14 protein-coding genes are annotated in these 15,707 nt (G+C 58.4%); 4 read left to right on the top strand and 10 right to left on the bottom strand.

Annotated features, from left to right (window positions below; all coding sequences use genetic code 11):
• Positions 1–69: 69 nt before the first annotated feature.
• The 7 genes from ACL2XO_RS09335 to bglX form a co-directional block, all read right to left on the bottom strand.
• Positions 70–801, bottom strand: a complete 732-nt coding sequence (locus tag ACL2XO_RS09335; RefSeq protein WP_413723755.1) for an ABC transporter permease — start codon at positions 799–801, stop codon at positions 70–72.
• Positions 779–1,744 carry an ABC transporter ATP-binding protein gene (locus ACL2XO_RS09330; RefSeq protein ID WP_132922705.1) on the bottom strand — a complete coding sequence of 322 codons (966 nt, stop codon included), beginning with the start codon at positions 1,742–1,744 and terminating at the stop codon, positions 779–781. The genes ACL2XO_RS09335 and ACL2XO_RS09330 overlap by 23 nt, the downstream gene beginning before the upstream one ends.
• Positions 1,741–2,895 carry an ABC transporter permease gene (locus ACL2XO_RS09325; RefSeq protein WP_203523130.1) on the bottom strand — a complete coding sequence of 385 codons (1,155 nt, stop codon included), beginning with the start codon at positions 2,893–2,895 and terminating at the stop codon, positions 1,741–1,743. Before ACL2XO_RS09325 ends, ACL2XO_RS09330 begins: the two co-directional genes overlap by 4 nt.
• Before the next feature lie 30 nt (positions 2,896–2,925).
• Entirely contained in the window at positions 2,926–3,807 is an 882-nt protein-coding gene (locus tag ACL2XO_RS09320) for an ABC transporter substrate-binding protein (RefSeq protein ID WP_413726901.1), read from the bottom strand.
• A 175-nt stretch (positions 3,808–3,982) separates the two neighbouring features.
• Positions 3,983–4,525, bottom strand: a complete 543-nt coding sequence (gene idi, locus ACL2XO_RS09315) for an isopentenyl-diphosphate Delta-isomerase (RefSeq protein ID WP_132922707.1) — start codon at positions 4,523–4,525, stop codon at positions 3,983–3,985.
• Positions 4,526–4,673: 148 nt separating this feature from the next.
• A complete protein-coding gene (locus tag ACL2XO_RS09310; RefSeq protein WP_413742583.1) occupies positions 4,674–5,546 on the bottom strand; it encodes an oxygenase MpaB family protein in 873 nt (290 codons plus the stop codon).
• A gap of 84 nt (positions 5,547–5,630) precedes the next feature.
• On the bottom strand, positions 5,631–7,922 hold the full coding sequence (bglX, locus tag ACL2XO_RS09305; RefSeq protein WP_132922709.1) for a beta-glucosidase BglX: 2,292 nt from the start codon (positions 7,920–7,922) through the stop codon (positions 5,631–5,633).
• Positions 7,923–8,308: 386 nt separating this feature from the next.
• Between bglX and dld the strand changes: the two genes are divergently transcribed.
• The 4 genes from dld to ACL2XO_RS09285 all read left to right on the top strand — a co-directional run bounded on the left by dld (position 8,309) and on the right by ACL2XO_RS09285 (position 12,532).
• The gene (gene dld / locus ACL2XO_RS09300; RefSeq protein WP_132922710.1) at positions 8,309–10,036 is read left to right on the top strand and encodes a D-lactate dehydrogenase; all 1,728 of its coding nucleotides are present in this window, start codon (positions 8,309–8,311) and stop codon (positions 10,034–10,036) included.
• A 290-nt stretch (positions 10,037–10,326) separates the two neighbouring features.
• The gene (locus ACL2XO_RS09295) at positions 10,327–11,313 is read left to right on the top strand and encodes a Gfo/Idh/MocA family protein (RefSeq protein WP_413723750.1); all 987 of its coding nucleotides are present in this window, start codon (positions 10,327–10,329) and stop codon (positions 11,311–11,313) included.
• A complete protein-coding gene (locus ACL2XO_RS09290) occupies positions 11,313–11,792 on the top strand; it encodes a GNAT family N-acetyltransferase (protein ID WP_132922712.1) in 480 nt (159 codons plus the stop codon). The genes ACL2XO_RS09295 and ACL2XO_RS09290 overlap by 1 nt, the downstream gene beginning before the upstream one ends.
• 53 nt (positions 11,793–11,845) lie before the next feature.
• Positions 11,846–12,532 (top strand): glutathione S-transferase family protein, encoded by a 687-nt coding sequence (locus ACL2XO_RS09285; RefSeq protein WP_413723749.1) that lies wholly within the window; start codon positions 11,846–11,848, stop codon positions 12,530–12,532.
• 88 nt (positions 12,533–12,620) lie between these two features.
• Here ACL2XO_RS09285 and pbpG read toward each other — a convergent pair whose 3' ends face one another.
• The 3 genes from pbpG to ACL2XO_RS09270 all read right to left on the bottom strand — a co-directional run bounded on the left by pbpG (position 12,621) and on the right by ACL2XO_RS09270 (position 15,705).
• On the bottom strand, positions 12,621–13,583 hold the full coding sequence (gene pbpG, locus ACL2XO_RS09280) for a D-alanyl-D-alanine endopeptidase (protein WP_413723748.1): 963 nt from the start codon (positions 13,581–13,583) through the stop codon (positions 12,621–12,623).
• 331 nt (positions 13,584–13,914) lie between these two features.
• Positions 13,915–15,102 (bottom strand): multidrug effflux MFS transporter, encoded by a 1,188-nt coding sequence (locus ACL2XO_RS09275; RefSeq protein WP_132922715.1) that lies wholly within the window; start codon positions 15,100–15,102, stop codon positions 13,915–13,917.
• A 147-nt stretch (positions 15,103–15,249) separates the two neighbouring features.
• Complete coding sequence (locus ACL2XO_RS09270; RefSeq protein WP_132922716.1) at positions 15,250–15,705, bottom strand: spore coat protein U domain-containing protein; 456 nt, start codon at positions 15,703–15,705, stop codon at positions 15,250–15,252.
• Between the last annotated feature and the right edge of the window lie 2 nt (positions 15,706–15,707).

The following is a 15,707-nucleotide window of genomic DNA, read 5'->3' as shown; positions in this document are numbered from 1 at the left end:
CCCTCGGCGGTATCGGCGGCGTGATGCTGGCGGGTTATATCATCATCGTTCATAGCTGACGGGCGCGCCCTAGGGGTGGCGTAGGGCCGCCAGGGCGCGTTCGAACAGCATGTCGCTTATGATGGCCAACAGCGCCACCAATATCGCGCCCTGGAGCACATAGGCGGTGTTAAAGCCGCTCAGGCCGATGATGATCGGCGTGCCGAGGGTCTTGGCGCCCACGGTGGAGGCGATGGCGGCGGTGCCGATATTGATGATAACCGAGGTGCGGATACCGGTGATGATCACCGGCGCCGCCAGCGGTAACTCCACCCGGGTTAATATTTGGCGGCGGGTCATGCCGGCGCCGGTGGCGGTCTCAAGGATGGAATCCGGTACCGATTCAATGCCGGTGATGGTGCCCTGCACGATGGGCAGCAGACCGTACAGCACCAGGGCGATAATGGCCGGCTGTTCGCTGAACCCCATTACCGGCACCGCAACAGCCAACACGGCCACCGGCGGAAAGGTCTGGCCCACCGCCACTACCGTCTCCACCAGCGAGCGGAATTCAATACCCGCCGGGCGTGTTACGCCGATGCCGGCCCCCACGCCGATAAGCACGGCGATAACGCTGGATATCAGCACCAGCTGCAGATGCGCCCAGGCCAGGGAGGCAAAACTGTCCTGCAGATATACAGGACGATCGAGAGCCGGGAAAAGCCAGGCGAACAAGCCATCCAGTCGCGGCATGCCGAACATCAGGCCCAGCAGCAGCAACAGACACCATAACAGCGGATCAGTGAGTATCCGGCGCGGCATCGGACGCCTCCTCCCCGGTGGGGTTAACCAGGTCGCCGATATGCAGCACGCCCACCGCGTTGCCTGACGCATCCACCACCGGCAATCGTTCGGTCCGGCGGGCCACGAATTCCGACAGGGCTTCCCGCAGGGTCATATCGGCGGGAATGCCCTTCCCCTCCAGCCGTTCTCCTTTATGGGCCCGATCTCCCGCCGCTCCCAGCCCCAGCAATTTGATGCCGATATCGTTCTGGCCGAAGAAATGTCGCACAAAGGCATTGGCCGGCTGCGTCAACAGATGACGAGGGGATCCTTGCTGGACAATTTTGCCTTGATCCAGCAGCACGATGCGATCCGCCAGGGCCAGCGCTTCGTCGATATCGTGGGTAACCAGCACGATGGTACGGCCGGACAGTTGATGGATGCGGGCAATTTCCAGTTGCAGCGCGCCGCGGGTGACCGGGTCCAGTGCGCCGAACGGCTCATCCATCAGCAGGACTTCCGGATCGGCGGCCAGGGCGCGGGCTACCCCAACCCGCTGCTGCTGGCCGCCGGATAATTGATGGGGATAACGGCCGCGAAATTGCGCCGCGTCCAGATGCAGCAGCTCAAGCAGTTCAGTCACCCGATCGCGTATTTTTCCCCGGGGCCATTTCAGCAGTTGCGGCACGGTGGCAATGTTCTGTTCCACCGTCCAGTGTGGAAACAATCCGATGGACTGGATGGCGTAACCCATGCGGCGACGCAGCTCCTGCGGCTTGAAACTGTGGATTTCATCACCGGCGAACAGGATTTTCCCCCGGTCGTGTTCAATCAGGCGATTAATCATTTTCAGCGTGGTGGATTTGCCCGAACCGGAGGTGCCGATAAGCACGGTAAATTCACCGGCGGCAATATTCAGATTCAGATCTTCCACCGCCGGCTTGCCGTGGAAATATTTGCTCACCTGCTGAAATTGGATCATTGGCGCACCTGGTGAAGAAATGAAACGATCAGTTTAAACAGTTGATCCACCACCACCGCCAGGGCGATGGCCGGGATAACGCCCAGCAGCACCAGTTCCAGGGCGCTGCTGAGCAACCCCTGGAACATAAGGGCACCGAAACCGCCGGCGCCGATTAACGCCGCCACCATGCCCATGCCCACCGTCTGCACCGCGATGATACGTATCCCGGACAGTATCATCGGCAGCGCCAGCGGCACCTCCACCCGCAGGAAAATCTGCGGGCGGGTCATGCCCATGCCGAGGGCGGTTTCAATCACCTCGGCGGGGACCTGCTGCAAACCGGCGTGCACGCTGCGCACCAGAGGCAATAACGCATAAAGCACCAGCGCAATCAGGGCCGGCGCCAGGCCGATTCCGCCGATGCCCGCGTCCCGCAGCCAGGGCCAGGCGGCGGATAATCCGCTTAAGGGAGCAATCAGCAGGCCGAACAGGGCGATGGCGGGAATGGTCTGGATAATATTCAGGGTGGAAAACAGCGCCGGCCGCCAGCGGGCCGAGTGATGGCAGATAAAACCCAACGGAATGCCGATGAGTATGGCCGGCGCCAGGGTACCGAACAGCAGGGTCAAATGCTCGCCGAGGGCCGCCTGGAAAACCTGCTGGCGATTGGCGTACTCTTTGAGCAGCGACAGCTCGTCCAGACGACCGGCCATCAGCAGCAGCGCCAGCGGCAGCCAGAGCTGCGCGTTGGCCAATACCCGCAGCGCATGGCTGGCCGTGGCCCGGCCAATGGCATCCGCGGCCATCAGCAAGCACAGCGCCGCCATCAGCCAGAATCCGCTGCCGAAGGAGGTGCGCACCAGATAACCGCCCTGTCCCGCCAAACGGGCCGCCGTGCTCCCCGCCAGCGCCACCAGGCAGAACAGCAGCAGCTCCGCCAGTATCGTCACCGCCACCGAGAGCGGCCGGGACGGCGTGATAAAGCACAGGGCGCCGGCCAACAGCGCCGGTACCGGCAGCCAGAGCCAGTAGCCGGTCAGCAGTTCTTCCAGGCCGATGCCGCGGCCGGACATCAGCCGGTTGGGGGCATAATTGACAAACGGCAGCAGCAGCCCCGCCGCCAGCAGCAGTATGAACAGCGTCAGCAGTACAGGATTTTTAACCAAAATACCCTTTTCTCCCCGGCGCCCGGAACCGGATTATTTTATCAGTCCTTTCTGCTTGAGGTAATCCGCCGCGACCTTGCTGGCGTTTTGCCCCTCAACCGCGATACTGGCATTCAGCTTTTGCAGCGTTTGCGTATCCAGCGAGGCAAAGACCGGTTTTAGCCACTGCGCTATATCGGGATGCTGTTTTAAAACCGACTCGCGAATGATGGGGGTCGGCGCGTATATCGGCTGTACGCCGTCAGGATCGGCCAGGGTATGCAACCCCAGGGCGGCCACCGGACCATCGGTGCCGTAGGCCATGGCGGCGTTGACGCCGGAGGTCTGTTCCGCCGCGGCTTTCAGGGTGACCGCGGTATCGCCGCCGGCCAGGGACAGCAGCTGATCCTGCTGGAGTTTGAAATCATAGGTCTTTTCAAACGCCGGCAAGGCATCGGGACGCTCGATGAATTCAGCGGAAGCCGCCAGCTTGAACTTGCCGCCGCTCTTGAGATAGCGGCTTAAATCGCTCAGGGAATCGATATGCTGTCCTTTCGCCAAATCCTCGCGGATAGCGATGGTCCAGGTGTTATTGGCCGGCGACGGATCAAGCCACACGATATGATTTTTATCGTAGTCGAGCTTTTTGACTTTTTGATAGCCGGCATTGGCGTCTTTCCAGGCCGGGTCTTTGTCATCATTGAAAAAGAACGCGCCGTTGCCGGTATATTCCGGATAGATATCAATTTCACCGGAAGTAATGGCGCCCCGTAACACCTGGGTGGTGCCCAACTGCGATTTATTGATGGTTTTGACACCGTGGGATTCCAATACCTGAACGATGATATTGCCCAGCAACGAGCCTTCGGTATCTATTTTGGAACCGACACGAACCGGTTGATCCGCCGCCTGCGCGCCCAGAGTCATGCCCAGCATGATAGCGGCGAGGCCGAGTAAACGTCCTTGATGAAAGATAAGGGCCATAAAGAGGGTTCCTATAAGTTTATTATTTGGGGTATATGTAACTGAAATAATAGTTCATATGTGAATTTATTCACCCAAAAAGAATGTATAAGAATAGAACCTTTTGCAGGATACAAAAATGGCGGAACTACCCGGCATGTCTTAAACGCAGGAACTCATTAAAATAAGGAGGAATGTCGGGCAGCGTGAGCAAAAACCACGGAGTGAACAGCGCCGGGTCACGCTGGGTTTCCGCCAATAGCGCCGTTAACGGCTGATAGCGGTAGGCCATGGCCTCGCCGGGATTAAGTTTCGGCGTCTGCCCGCTGATGCCGAAAAAGACGTGCCCCAACTCATGCTCCACCAGGCCGTTGGACAGGGGCAAACGGTACTGCAGCGTAAAGATCGGCGTCAGGGCGCAATTGAGCCCCATCTCTTCATAGAGCCGCCGTTGCGCCGCGGACGCGGTTTCCTCGCGCGGCATGGGATGACCGCAGCAGGTGTTGCTCCATAATCCGCCGCAGTGATATTTACTTTCGGCCCGCTGCTGAAGCAGCAGATCGCCTTCGGGATTAAATAAATAGACCGTCACGGCTCGGTGCAGCAACCCTTCCCGGTGCGCTTTAAGCTTTTCCATGCGGCCCACCGGCTGATCCCGCTCATCCACCAGGATGACTTCAGTAAATGCCATAACTTAATGCCTCGGTGAATTTTTCTGCCTTGAGTTTATCGGCGCAAAAATAAAAAATCTGCGGCCAAACGGCAGAATAGTTCAAAAAACACGCTTTCCTGGCAATGATACCGGTTTTATTTAACCTCTGTTTAACTAAAAGCAGCAGTTAGGATGTTAGGCCGACACGCGCCATGGCGCGATGCCGGGCTCCGTTGCGTACCGCCCAGCGTAAAACCCATGCCAGCAGGCGTACCGGGGGATCGATAAGCCAGGGGCCGCCGGGGGTGCCGGCCAGCTGCATCTGGCCCCTGGCCCAGTCCGGCAGGAGATCAATGCCGGCGCGCATCATCAGGCGTCCCATCGGTCCCGCCAGGCCGCCGGGCAAAGACGCGTTCAATAACAGGCGGGTCACCTCGCGGGTTCGCTCGTCGCAGCGCAGCGCCGGCCGCATTTTTTGCAGATACAGCGCCACATCCCGCCGGTTATCGGGGATATCCGCCGCCCCCAGCGCCTCGGCGACCCGCGCCGCTTCCCGGTAATACCGGTCCTGTTCGCCGGCGCCGAGGGCCGGGTTACACCAGCGCAGGTGAGCGCAGAGAAAGCTATGGGCTTCGGCGACATGCACCCAGGTGAGCAGCGCCGGATCGCTGGCCCGATAGGGAACGCCGCGGCTGTCCACGCCGCTGACGCGCTCATGGATTGCTTTCACTTTTTCAATCAGCCCCCAGGCCGCCTCATGGGGCCCGAAGCTGGTGCCGGAGATAAATTGCGCGGTGCGCCGCAGCCGGCCCAACATATCCTCGCGGAAATTAGAGTGATCCCAGACCCCCGCCAATGCCGAAGGATGCAGCATTTGCAGCAGCAAGGCGCTGATGCCGCCGCACATCATCGAGGTGAAATCGCCGTGTACCTGCCAGACCACCGAATCCGGACCATAGAGCCCAGGATCTCCCGCCGGATGGGAAAAATCGATATTGCCCAGGGCCACGCCGCTGACCCCAAGCACCTGTTTTTCAATCAGCAGACGCAACCGCTCCATCTATCCTCTCATTCGCGGCATGGGATAAAACCTGACGGCACCCGCCTCGGGCATCCTGATATCCCCTTTGGCCGCATGGCCTGACTACAACAGCTGGAATCGGGCCGTTTTGACCCGGGCGGAGTCCAGCCCCACCATCACATCGAAGGCGCCCGGCTCGGCCACCCATTGCATCTGTTGATTATAGAATTTCAGGGCCTCGGCATCGAGCTTGAATGTCACCTGCTTCGATTCGCCGGCCTTCAGGAACACCTGCCGGAACCCTCTTAACATCTGCACCGGCCGGCTGATGGAGGCCTTGACATCATGAATATAAAGCTGGGCCACGGTATCGCCGTCGCGATCGCCGGTATTGGTCAGGGTCACGCTGACATTGATGCTGCCGTCGCGAGGCATGGTGGGACTGGACAGCTTCACATCCGAGACGCTGAAACGGGTATAGCTCAAGCCATAACCGAACGGATAGAGCGGACCGTTGGCCTCGTCAAAATAATGCGAGGTGTATTTGTCCGGCGCCTGGGGATTATAGGGCCGCCCGGTAGGCAGGTGATTGTAATAAATGGGAATCTGCCCCACCGAGCGCGGAAACGACATGGGGAGCTTACCGGAAGGATTGTAATCGCCGAACAACACATCGGCGATGGCGTTGCCGCCTTCGGTGCCGCTGAACCAGGTCTCAAGGATAGCGTCCGCTTGCTGATTTTCATGCACCAGCGCCAGCGGACGTCCGTTCATCAGCACCAGCACCAGCGGTTTGCCGGTGGCCTTCAAGGCGTCAATCAGCCGGCGCTGGCCGTCGGGAATGGTGATATTGCTGCGGCTGGAAGCCTCATGGGCCATGCCCTGGGACTCGCCCACCGCCGCCACGATCACATCCGCCCGTTCAGCGGTCTTGACCGCTTCGTCCAACATAGCCTGCGGCGTGCGCGGATCCTGCTTCACCGATACTTCATAGCTGTTGAGGAAAGCCACCATATCTTTATGATCGGTGATATTCGATCCCCTGGCGTAGACCACGGTGGCTTTTCCCGCCACCGCGTTGCGTATTCCCGCCAGCAGCGTAACGGCCTGATCGATGCGACCGGCCGCCGACCAGCTGCCGATGATATCGCGCTGGCTGTCCGCCAGCGGCCCGATAACCGCGATGGTGCCCTGTTTTTTCAACGGCAGGGTCTGCAGGCGGTTTTTCAGCAGGACCAGGCTTTGCCGGGCCACTTCACGCGCCTCGGCGCGATGGAGACGGCTTTCGGCATTGGTATCCTTGGGATCGCTGCCCACCGGCCCCAGATGGCTGTAGGGATCGCGGAACAGTCCCATATCGTATTTCACATTCAGCACGTGGCGCACGGCATCGTCGAGCTCCGACTCGCTGACCTCGCCGCTTTTAATCATTTCCGGCAAATAGCGGCTGAAATAGATATCGCCCATGCTCATATCGATACCGGCATCCAGCGCGATTTTCACCGCCTCTTTCGGCGAACCGGCGACGCCGTGGTTAATCAATTCTTTAACCGCGCCGTGGTCGCTGATGGCGATACCGGAAAAATGCCATTGCTTGCGCAGCAGATCTTTCAGCAGCCAGGTGTTGGCGGTGGCGGGAGTGCCGTTAATGGAGTTCAGCGCCACCATGACGCCGCCGCTGCCGGCATCCAGCGCCGCTTTATAGGGCGGCAGGTAATCCTGGAACATCCGCTGCGGGCTCATGTCGACGGTGTTGTAATCCCGGCCGCCCTCCGCCGCGCCATACAGGGCGAAATGCTTGACGCTGGTCATCAGGGAGTGCCGGCCGGCGGGATTATCGCCCTGGAACGACGACACCATCACCCGGCCCATTTCACTCGCCAGGAAGGTATCTTCCCCCAAGCCTTCCGATACCCGGCCCCAGCGGGGATCGCGGGTAATGTCCACCATCGGCGCCCAGGTCATGTTCAGACCGTCCTCGCTGCCTTCAAAGGCCGCGATGCGCGCGCTGGTGGCAACCGCGTCAAGATTCCAGCTGGCGGCCAGCCCGAGGCTGATGGGGAACACGGTACGTTGACCGTGGACGATATCATAAGCAAAAAATAACGGAATTTTAAGGCGGCTCAGTTGCATGACCTGGTCTTGCATAGCCCGGATATCGGGACGGGTAACGGTGTTGAAAATGGCCCCCACCTGTCCTTTTTTTATCATTTCACGGATGGCCTCTTTGGGATTGTCCGGTCCGACGCTGATAAGGCGCAATTGGCCGATTTTTTCCGACAGGGTCATTTTTTGCAGCAATGCGTTGACATAAGCATCACGGGGCAAATCGGGGGAAGGAAGCTGGGTATTGTCCGCCAAAGCGGAATTGAGCGTTAATGCTACAAACAGGCTTATTGAACACAGCCATTTCATATCGTTATTCTCACAATCGCAAAAGCAAACCGGGCATATAGCCCGGTCATGGATGTTTTTGTCACTATGCCACCGAGATTTATTAGCCTCAGTGTAGCCCATCACAAAGCCGAAAGGGTAAGGTTAAATTATTGAAAGCATTTGTTTCCAGATGAGTGCTGAAATAATCGTCCGCGCCGGCGGCAGAAAATCCCGCCGTCCTGTTAACCGAGATGTATGATAATAAAAGCAGCATAACAGGCCCGGTAAAAATCCTGCTGGTTAATCACTCTGAACCTGCACCCATCAAGGCGGCGCGGCGATATTGGATTAAACTGTCGGTCAGCTCCCGCGGCTGTGCGCCGCCTGCGCCGCGTCCGTATAAATTATAATCAAGGGACATTATCATGCCGCAACGTTCGCCTTATTCATCGCATATATTTATCGAACAGCTCAAGACCCTGGCCGGCAGGCATAATGTGCTCACCGGGGAGCGCCAAACCCAGCGCTACCGCAAGGGTTTCCGTTCCGGCAGCGGACCGGCGCTGGCGGTGGTGCTGCCCGATTCGCTGCTTGCCCTTTGGCGGGTTCTGGAAACCTGCGTCGCCGCCGATAAGGTCATTATCATGCAATCGGCCAATACCGGACTGACGGAAGGGTCCACCCCCAACGGTGCGGATTATGACCGCGAGGTGGTGATAATCAGCACCCGGCGGCTGGGAGGCATCCAGGTTATCGACGAAGGGCAGCAGGTCATCGCCCTGGCCGGCAGTACGCTGTACGAGCTGGAAAACCGCCTCAAACCCTACCGGCGCGAGCCGCACTCGGTCATCGGTTCCTCCTGCCTCGGCGCATCGGTCATCGGCGGCATTTGCAATAATTCCGGCGGTTCACTGGTTAAACGCGGGCCGGCCTACACCGAAATGGCGCTGTATGCGAAAATCAATGCCGACGGCGACCTGACTCTGGTCAACCATCTGGGTATCGAACTGGGGGGCACGCCGGAACAGATCCTCACCCGGCTGGAGAACGGACAATACGGGCCCACGGATATTCTGCCGCCGCAGCGGGACTGTTCGGATCATGACTATGCGCAGCGGGTACGGGAAGTGGATGCCGACACCCCGTCCCGGTTCAATGCCGACCGGCGCCGCCTGTTCGAGGCCGCCGGCAGCGCCGGTAAACTGGCGGTTTTCGCCGCGCGCCTGGATACTTTCCCCGCCGAAGATCAGCAGCAGGTGTTCTATATCGGCACCAACGACCCCCAAGTGCTCACCGCCCTGAGGCGGGATATCCTCTCCGGCTTCAGCCAACTGCCGGTGGCCGGGGAATATATGCACCGGGACTGTTTCGATATCGCCGAGACCTACGGTAAAGATACCTTTGTGATGATCAACCGCCTGGGCACCGATCGCATGCCCTGGCTGTTTCAACTGAAGGGACGCGTCGACGCCACCCTCAACGCCCAGTCCTGGCTGCCTTCGCAGCTCAGCGATCGTTTCCTGCAGGGACTGAGCCGGCTCTGGCCGAGCCACCTGCCGCAACGAATAAAAGAGTACCGGGATCGCTATGAACACCACCTGCTGCTGAAAATGTCCGGCGCCGGCATCGATGAGGCCCGCCATTACCTGGCCGATTATTTCGCCCGGGCCGAGGGGGATTATTTTGCCTGCACGCCGGAGGAAGGAAACAAAGCCTTTTTACACCGTTTCGCCGCCGCCGGCGCCGCTGTCCGTTATCACGCCGTCCATAGCGACAAGGTGGAGGACATCCTGGCGCTGGATATCGCCCTGCCCCGCAATGAAACCCAATGGTTCGAAACCCTGCCGCCGGACATTGACCGGCAGTTGGTGGCGAAACTCTATTACGGCCATTTCATGTGCCATGTCTTCCACCAGGACTATATCGTCGCCAAGGGCGTCGACAGCCACGCCCTCAAACAGCGCATGCTGGAGGAGCTGGACAAGCGGCACGCCGAATATCCCGCCGAGCATAACGTCGGCCACCTCTACCAGGCAAAACCGTCGCTGGCGGCGTTTTACCGGCAAACCGATCCCACCAACAGCTTCAATCCCGGCATCGGTAAAACCAGCAAACTAAAGCATTGGGGCGAAGGACCCGCTGAGCATAAATAATCCTGATTTAACGCCGGCGAACGCCATCCCAAGACAGGTTACGCCGGACGGCCCTATGGAGAATTCCGGCGTCTCATCCATTAGTCGCGGCAGGGGGCTTGGCAAGCGCCATTACCTTTGCAATACTGCTTTGCAGTGTAACAAGCCATGATCGGTCTATACGGGAGCTGACGATTGTCTCACAGGAGACGCGCCTTGCTCCCGCGAGGAAGTATGCCGGGTCTTCTGCCGGTTATCATGGCCTTCAGGGATGATCGGTTCTTCTTTTTCTACAAGGCACCGAATCACTTATGAAATATGTCATTATCGGAACGGGCAATATCAGCAAAACCTATATCAGCGCCCTGCAATCATTACCGGCATGCGAACTGATCGGGTTTGTATCACGCAGCAAAACCTCCGGAGACAATGATTACCGCTTGCCCTGCTGGCCGACCCTGGCGGAGGTCGATCGTCCGTTCGACGCGGTTATTATCACCACGCCAAACGGCCTGCACCACCAAAGCGCCATCGAAGCCGCGCGCCTGGGCAAGCATGTGCTGGTGGAAAAACCGCTGGATATCACCCAAGGGGCGATGGACGGCATGATCGACGCGGCGGCCCGGGCAAACGTTACCCTGGCGGTCAGTTACCAGCGCCGGACCAACCCTGATAACATGGCGGTGAAAGCCCTGATGGAACAAGGGGCCTTCGGCCGGATCTACTCCGCCGATCTGAGCTGCCGTTTCTGGCGCGACCAGCGCTATTATGACAGCGCCGATTACCGCGGCGGCTATGCCCTCGACGGCGGCGGCGTCTTTATGCAGCAGGCCTGCCACAATATCGATAACTATATCTGGCTGTTCGGTATGCCCGCGCGGGTACAGGGCGAATTGGATACCTTCGCCCACCGGATTGAAGCCGAAGATCACGGCGCGGTAGTGCTGCGCTATGACAACGGCATGATCGGCACCATCGTGGCCTCCACCTGCGCCCCGCCGGGATATCCGCCGCGGCTGGAAGTGAGCTGTGCAAAAGGCACGTTTACGCTGCTTAACGATTGCATCAGCGACTGGCATGTAGAGGGCATTGATAACCCCGCCAGCACCGTTCCTCCGGCCGACGACCCCGGCGCCAGCAGCCCGACCGTAACCGATTTTTCACGCCATGCCGCGGTATTGGCGGACTTTGAACAGGCGGTGGCACGGGGAACCACGCCGCTGGCGGACGGTAAGGATGCCAGGCGGACCACCGACCTGGTGCTGCAGATTTACCGTTGCCAAGAGAGGAAAAGTTGATGCTTCAGCTCAGAGCGGCCCGTATTGATGAGTTGGAAAAACTCACAGAGCTCTGTTTGCAATCGAAAGCATTATCAGGTTATGACGACGCGTTTATGCGCGGGTGCCGGGAGATGCTCAGGTTTCGTCCCTCGGACATGGAAAAGACCTCAATTTGCGTGGCGGAGGCCGACAGCACCTTGCTGGGGGCCGCCCAGCTCTACTTCGAGGATGAAATCGCTTTTCTCCAGCGACTGTTCGTGTCGCCGGACAAGACCAAACACGGTATCGGCAAGGCGCTGTTCGGTTGGTCGCTGAAAGCGGCGCACCGGGCCGGAGCCAAGCGTTTACTGATTGACTGCGACCCGGCCGCCGCCGGGTTTTTCCAGCGCATGGGCGCCCGTGAAGAGGGTATTGTGGATTCCGGTACGGTCCCCGGCTATCGCACGCCCCGTTTTAAAGTGACCCTATCCCCCTGCCGTTCTCCGTCAGAGAAATGATCGTCGCTTGAACGGCATACGCCGCCATGCTGAATACGAGGGAGTGATGAATCGTGTATGAACTGCATATCGCCAATAAGAATTACTCGTCCTGGTCACTGCGCCCCTGGCTTTTAATGAAAGCCCTGAACATTCCTTTCGCTGAAACGACTCATCAGTTTCAGGGCAACAATAACGCCGATGTTTTTCAGCATTTTTCTCCCACCGGCCGGGTGCCGGTGCTGTATGACGGCGCGATGGCAATATGGGATTCCCTGGCCATCGCCGAATATCTGGCGGAGATCCATGCCGGGGTCTGGCCGGAGGAGTACCAGGCCCGGGCCTGGGCGCGGTGCGCCGCGGCGGAAATGCACGCCGGATTTACCCGGCTTCGCACCATGTGCCCGATGAATTGCGGAATACGGGTAAAGCTGACGGCGCTGCCGCCGGAATTAAACGCCGATCTCGCCCGGCTGGATGCGCTATGGCAACAGGGCTTGACGCAGTTTGGCGGTCCGTTCCTGGCCGGCCCTGACTTCAGCGCCGCGGATGCCTTTTATGCCCCGGTGGTTTTTCGCATTCAAAGTTATGGACTGCCGCTGTCCGCCGCCGCCCAGCGCTGGTGCCAGACCATGCTGGCACTACCGGCCATGGAAGAGTGGTATCGGCAGGCGCTGGCGGAAGAGTGGCGGGATGAAAGCCATGAGGAAGAAGCCGCACAGTACGGCGACATCGTGGCGGATCTGCGCACCCCGCAATAAGGGAGAGCGTCCCATGGCCCGGTAGGCCCGCCATCACCGATCGTGCAACGGGCCGGTTGAAGGGAGACCGCGCCAAGGAAGGAATGACCTAATCCGCGATACCGTTCTGGTCGCGGCTGTTATTCTGCGCCGTCACGCCGGACTGGCGGGCCTTCTGCTTCTTGTAATCCAAAGCCGCCGCCGGCACCGGCGAAGACTTGCCGGTTTCCAGCCAGCTGCGGATACGGTTGGCATCGGCAAAATGCGTATATTTACCGAACGCGTCCAGCACCACCAACCCCACCGGCCGATGATTGATCACCGTACGCATCACCAGGCAATGCCCCGCCAGATTGGTAAACCCGGTTTTGGTCAATTGAATCGCCCAGTCGGGACGGTAAACCAGATGATTGGTGTTACGGAACGGCAGGGTATAGGGGGGATTCTGGAACTTCGCCATCGTCTCGTGGGTAGTGCTCAGCTCGCTCAGCATCGGATAATTTTCACTGGCAATAAGCAATTTGGACAAATCCCGCGCCGTCGACACGTTATTAACCGATAACCCGGTGGGTTCCACATAATGGGTATGCAGCATGCCTAATGATCGGGCTTTCGCATTCATGGCGGCAATAAACGCCGGATAACCACCGGGATAATGATGCGCCAGACTGGCGGCCGCCCGGTTTTCCGAAGACATCAGCGCCAGCAGCAACATATCGTGCCGGCTGATTTCACTCCCTACCCTGACCCGTGAAAATACGCCTTTCAATTCCGGCGTCTGATGAATATCCACAGAAATAATTTCATCCATCGGCTGATGCGCATCCAGCACCACAATGGCGGTCATTAACTTGGACAAGGAAGCGATGGGCACCACTTTATCCGCATTGGCGGCATAAAGCAGACGGTTATCCGCCATATCCACCACAATGGCGCTGCCGGAGGCTATTACCAAAGGTGATGTCAGCGGCGCCGGCTCCGTACTGACGGCGGCCTCTGCGTCGCCGATCAATCCATTACCGAGCGTACAAAGCGACAGACCCAAACAAACGACACGAAAAAAAGATAACATTATTCATTACCTGAAAATGACAGCGAGACCGCAGTGAATGACGCCATAGTATATCCGATTATCGGAAAACGAAAATCTCCTCAACCCTGTATTTTTTTGTCACCAAAAAAGTACGATTAAAATTGACATGTTTTTATTTTCGTAAAAACCATCACCGGACTTTTCCTTGGGGTTAAAGAGTTTATTAACTCTGGAAGAGCTAAATAAGCTATAACATCGCTCTTTGAATAAACGATAATAAGCTCTTCTCCGGCATTCATTTAGGCGATATATAACTGATTATTGGATTTAAGTCAGCACCAAAACGCCTCGTTATCACCTTAATAGGGTATTAAGCCAGTACCTTTTTATTCACTACAAAAGTAAATATCAGGATGGCTATGATATAGCATCCCCAAATTGTCAGCCCCATCGTCACCACCGAGGTACCCCCGATACCGGTAACCGGCACGCTGAGGGCGCCAAGGGCAAACATGCCGACGCCGATAATCGCCGAAGCGCTGCCGGCGTTTTTACCCTGGCTTTGCATAGCAAGGGAAGAAGCCAGGGTACCGATTAATCCGTTTATCATCACGGAAAAAAACAGCGCCGTCAAAATCATGGGCAGCGGCGCCCGGAACACGCCGCAGGCCACCAGGGCCGACGACGCCACGCCCGCCACGGCAAGGCCGACTTTCAGCGGGATGAGCTCGCCGAATCTGATGCTGCAGCGGGCGGCGATTTGCGCGGCGGCGATCAGGCCCAGGCCGTTGGCGGCAAAACAAAAGCTGAAGGACTGGGGGCTGAGACCGTAAATTTGCTGCAGGACGAAAGGCGAGGCGCCGATATACGCGAACATTCCCGCCATGCTGAACCCCTGGGTCAGGCATAATCCCATAAATTGCCGCTGGGTCGCCAGATGTCCCAGGCCGCCGTAAACCCCGAACAGGGACGCCGGGGTTCTCCTTGACGCCGGCAGGGTTTCCCGCAGCCGCCAGACGCTCAATACCAGCAGCAGCAATGCGATGGCCGCCAGCACCATAAACAAACCCCTCCAATCCGTCCAGGACAAGAGCGCGCCGCCCATTACCGGCGCGGCGATGGGCGCCAGGCCGTTAACCAGCATCAGCAGGGCGAAAAACCGGGTCAGGTCGTGGCCGTTGTACAAATCACGGGCCACCGCTCTGGATAATACCGCCCCGCCCGCTCCCGCCAGGCCCTGAATAAAACGCGCCGCCAGTAATTGCGAGATATCGCGGGCCAGGGAGCAGCCAATGGAAGCCAGCAGTAAGATGAACAGCGACGCCAGCAGCGGACGCATACGCCCGAGCTTATCGCTCAAGGGACCGAAAAACAGCTGGCCCAGGCCCAGCCCGAGCAACCCGGCGGTCAGACTGAGCTGCGCGGTGGCGGTAGTGGTGCCCAGGCCGGCCGCCAGCTCCGGCAGGGAGGGCAAATAGAAATCGGTACAAAGCGGGCCCAGCGCGGCCAGGGAGCCGAGCACCAGGGTGAAGCTCAGTCGTTGAGAAGAAGTGGTCATGAACATATCCCTATAACCGGCGAAAAGTCCTCGTTAACCCAATTTAGATGGGGGATGAGCCACTATTGTCGGCAAAAAACAGTGATTTGTCAGTTTTTCTGCGGTGAAGGAATCACTTTAACCAGGGGTTCCATAACATCCAATGGTTCAGTAGATAAGCTGTACCGCGACATTATCCGTGTAATTGCCGGGGGAAGACGCGCGGTCGGCTTTCATTTTGGCATAAACGGTGTAGTTGCGCGAGACGGTGGCATTGGCCCCGAGACTGTAGCTGTCGCTGATAACGCCCGGGCCGGTATTGCTCCACACTTGCTGGTAACTTCCCGAGGTATAAAGCTGATAGCCGGTGTTATGCGTCCCGACGGACATTTGTCGCTGCTCATCCCCCGTGGGCCCCACCATCAGAATCTGGTAGCTGACGGTTTCCGGGGCATTACCGGTGCGGCAAACCACGGTCAGGGTGGCGGTGCTTTGCTGTATATGTCCGGCAATACCTTCCACCGAACCGAAATTCAGCGGCGTGCCGGAAATCCCGCAGTCATAGGCCAATGCCGGCCCGCTGATAAACATCAATACCATGCCTACAACGTTCAGTAATTGCATAA

Origin of the sequence: Sodalis sp. RH15, from assembly GCF_047324255.1 — a bacterium.
GTDB classification, from domain to species: Bacteria; Pseudomonadota; Gammaproteobacteria; order Enterobacterales; family Enterobacteriaceae; genus Acerihabitans; species Acerihabitans ligni.
The sequence above is the reverse complement of the archived record's forward strand: the minus strand, read 5'-3'. Positions and strand labels throughout refer to the sequence as shown.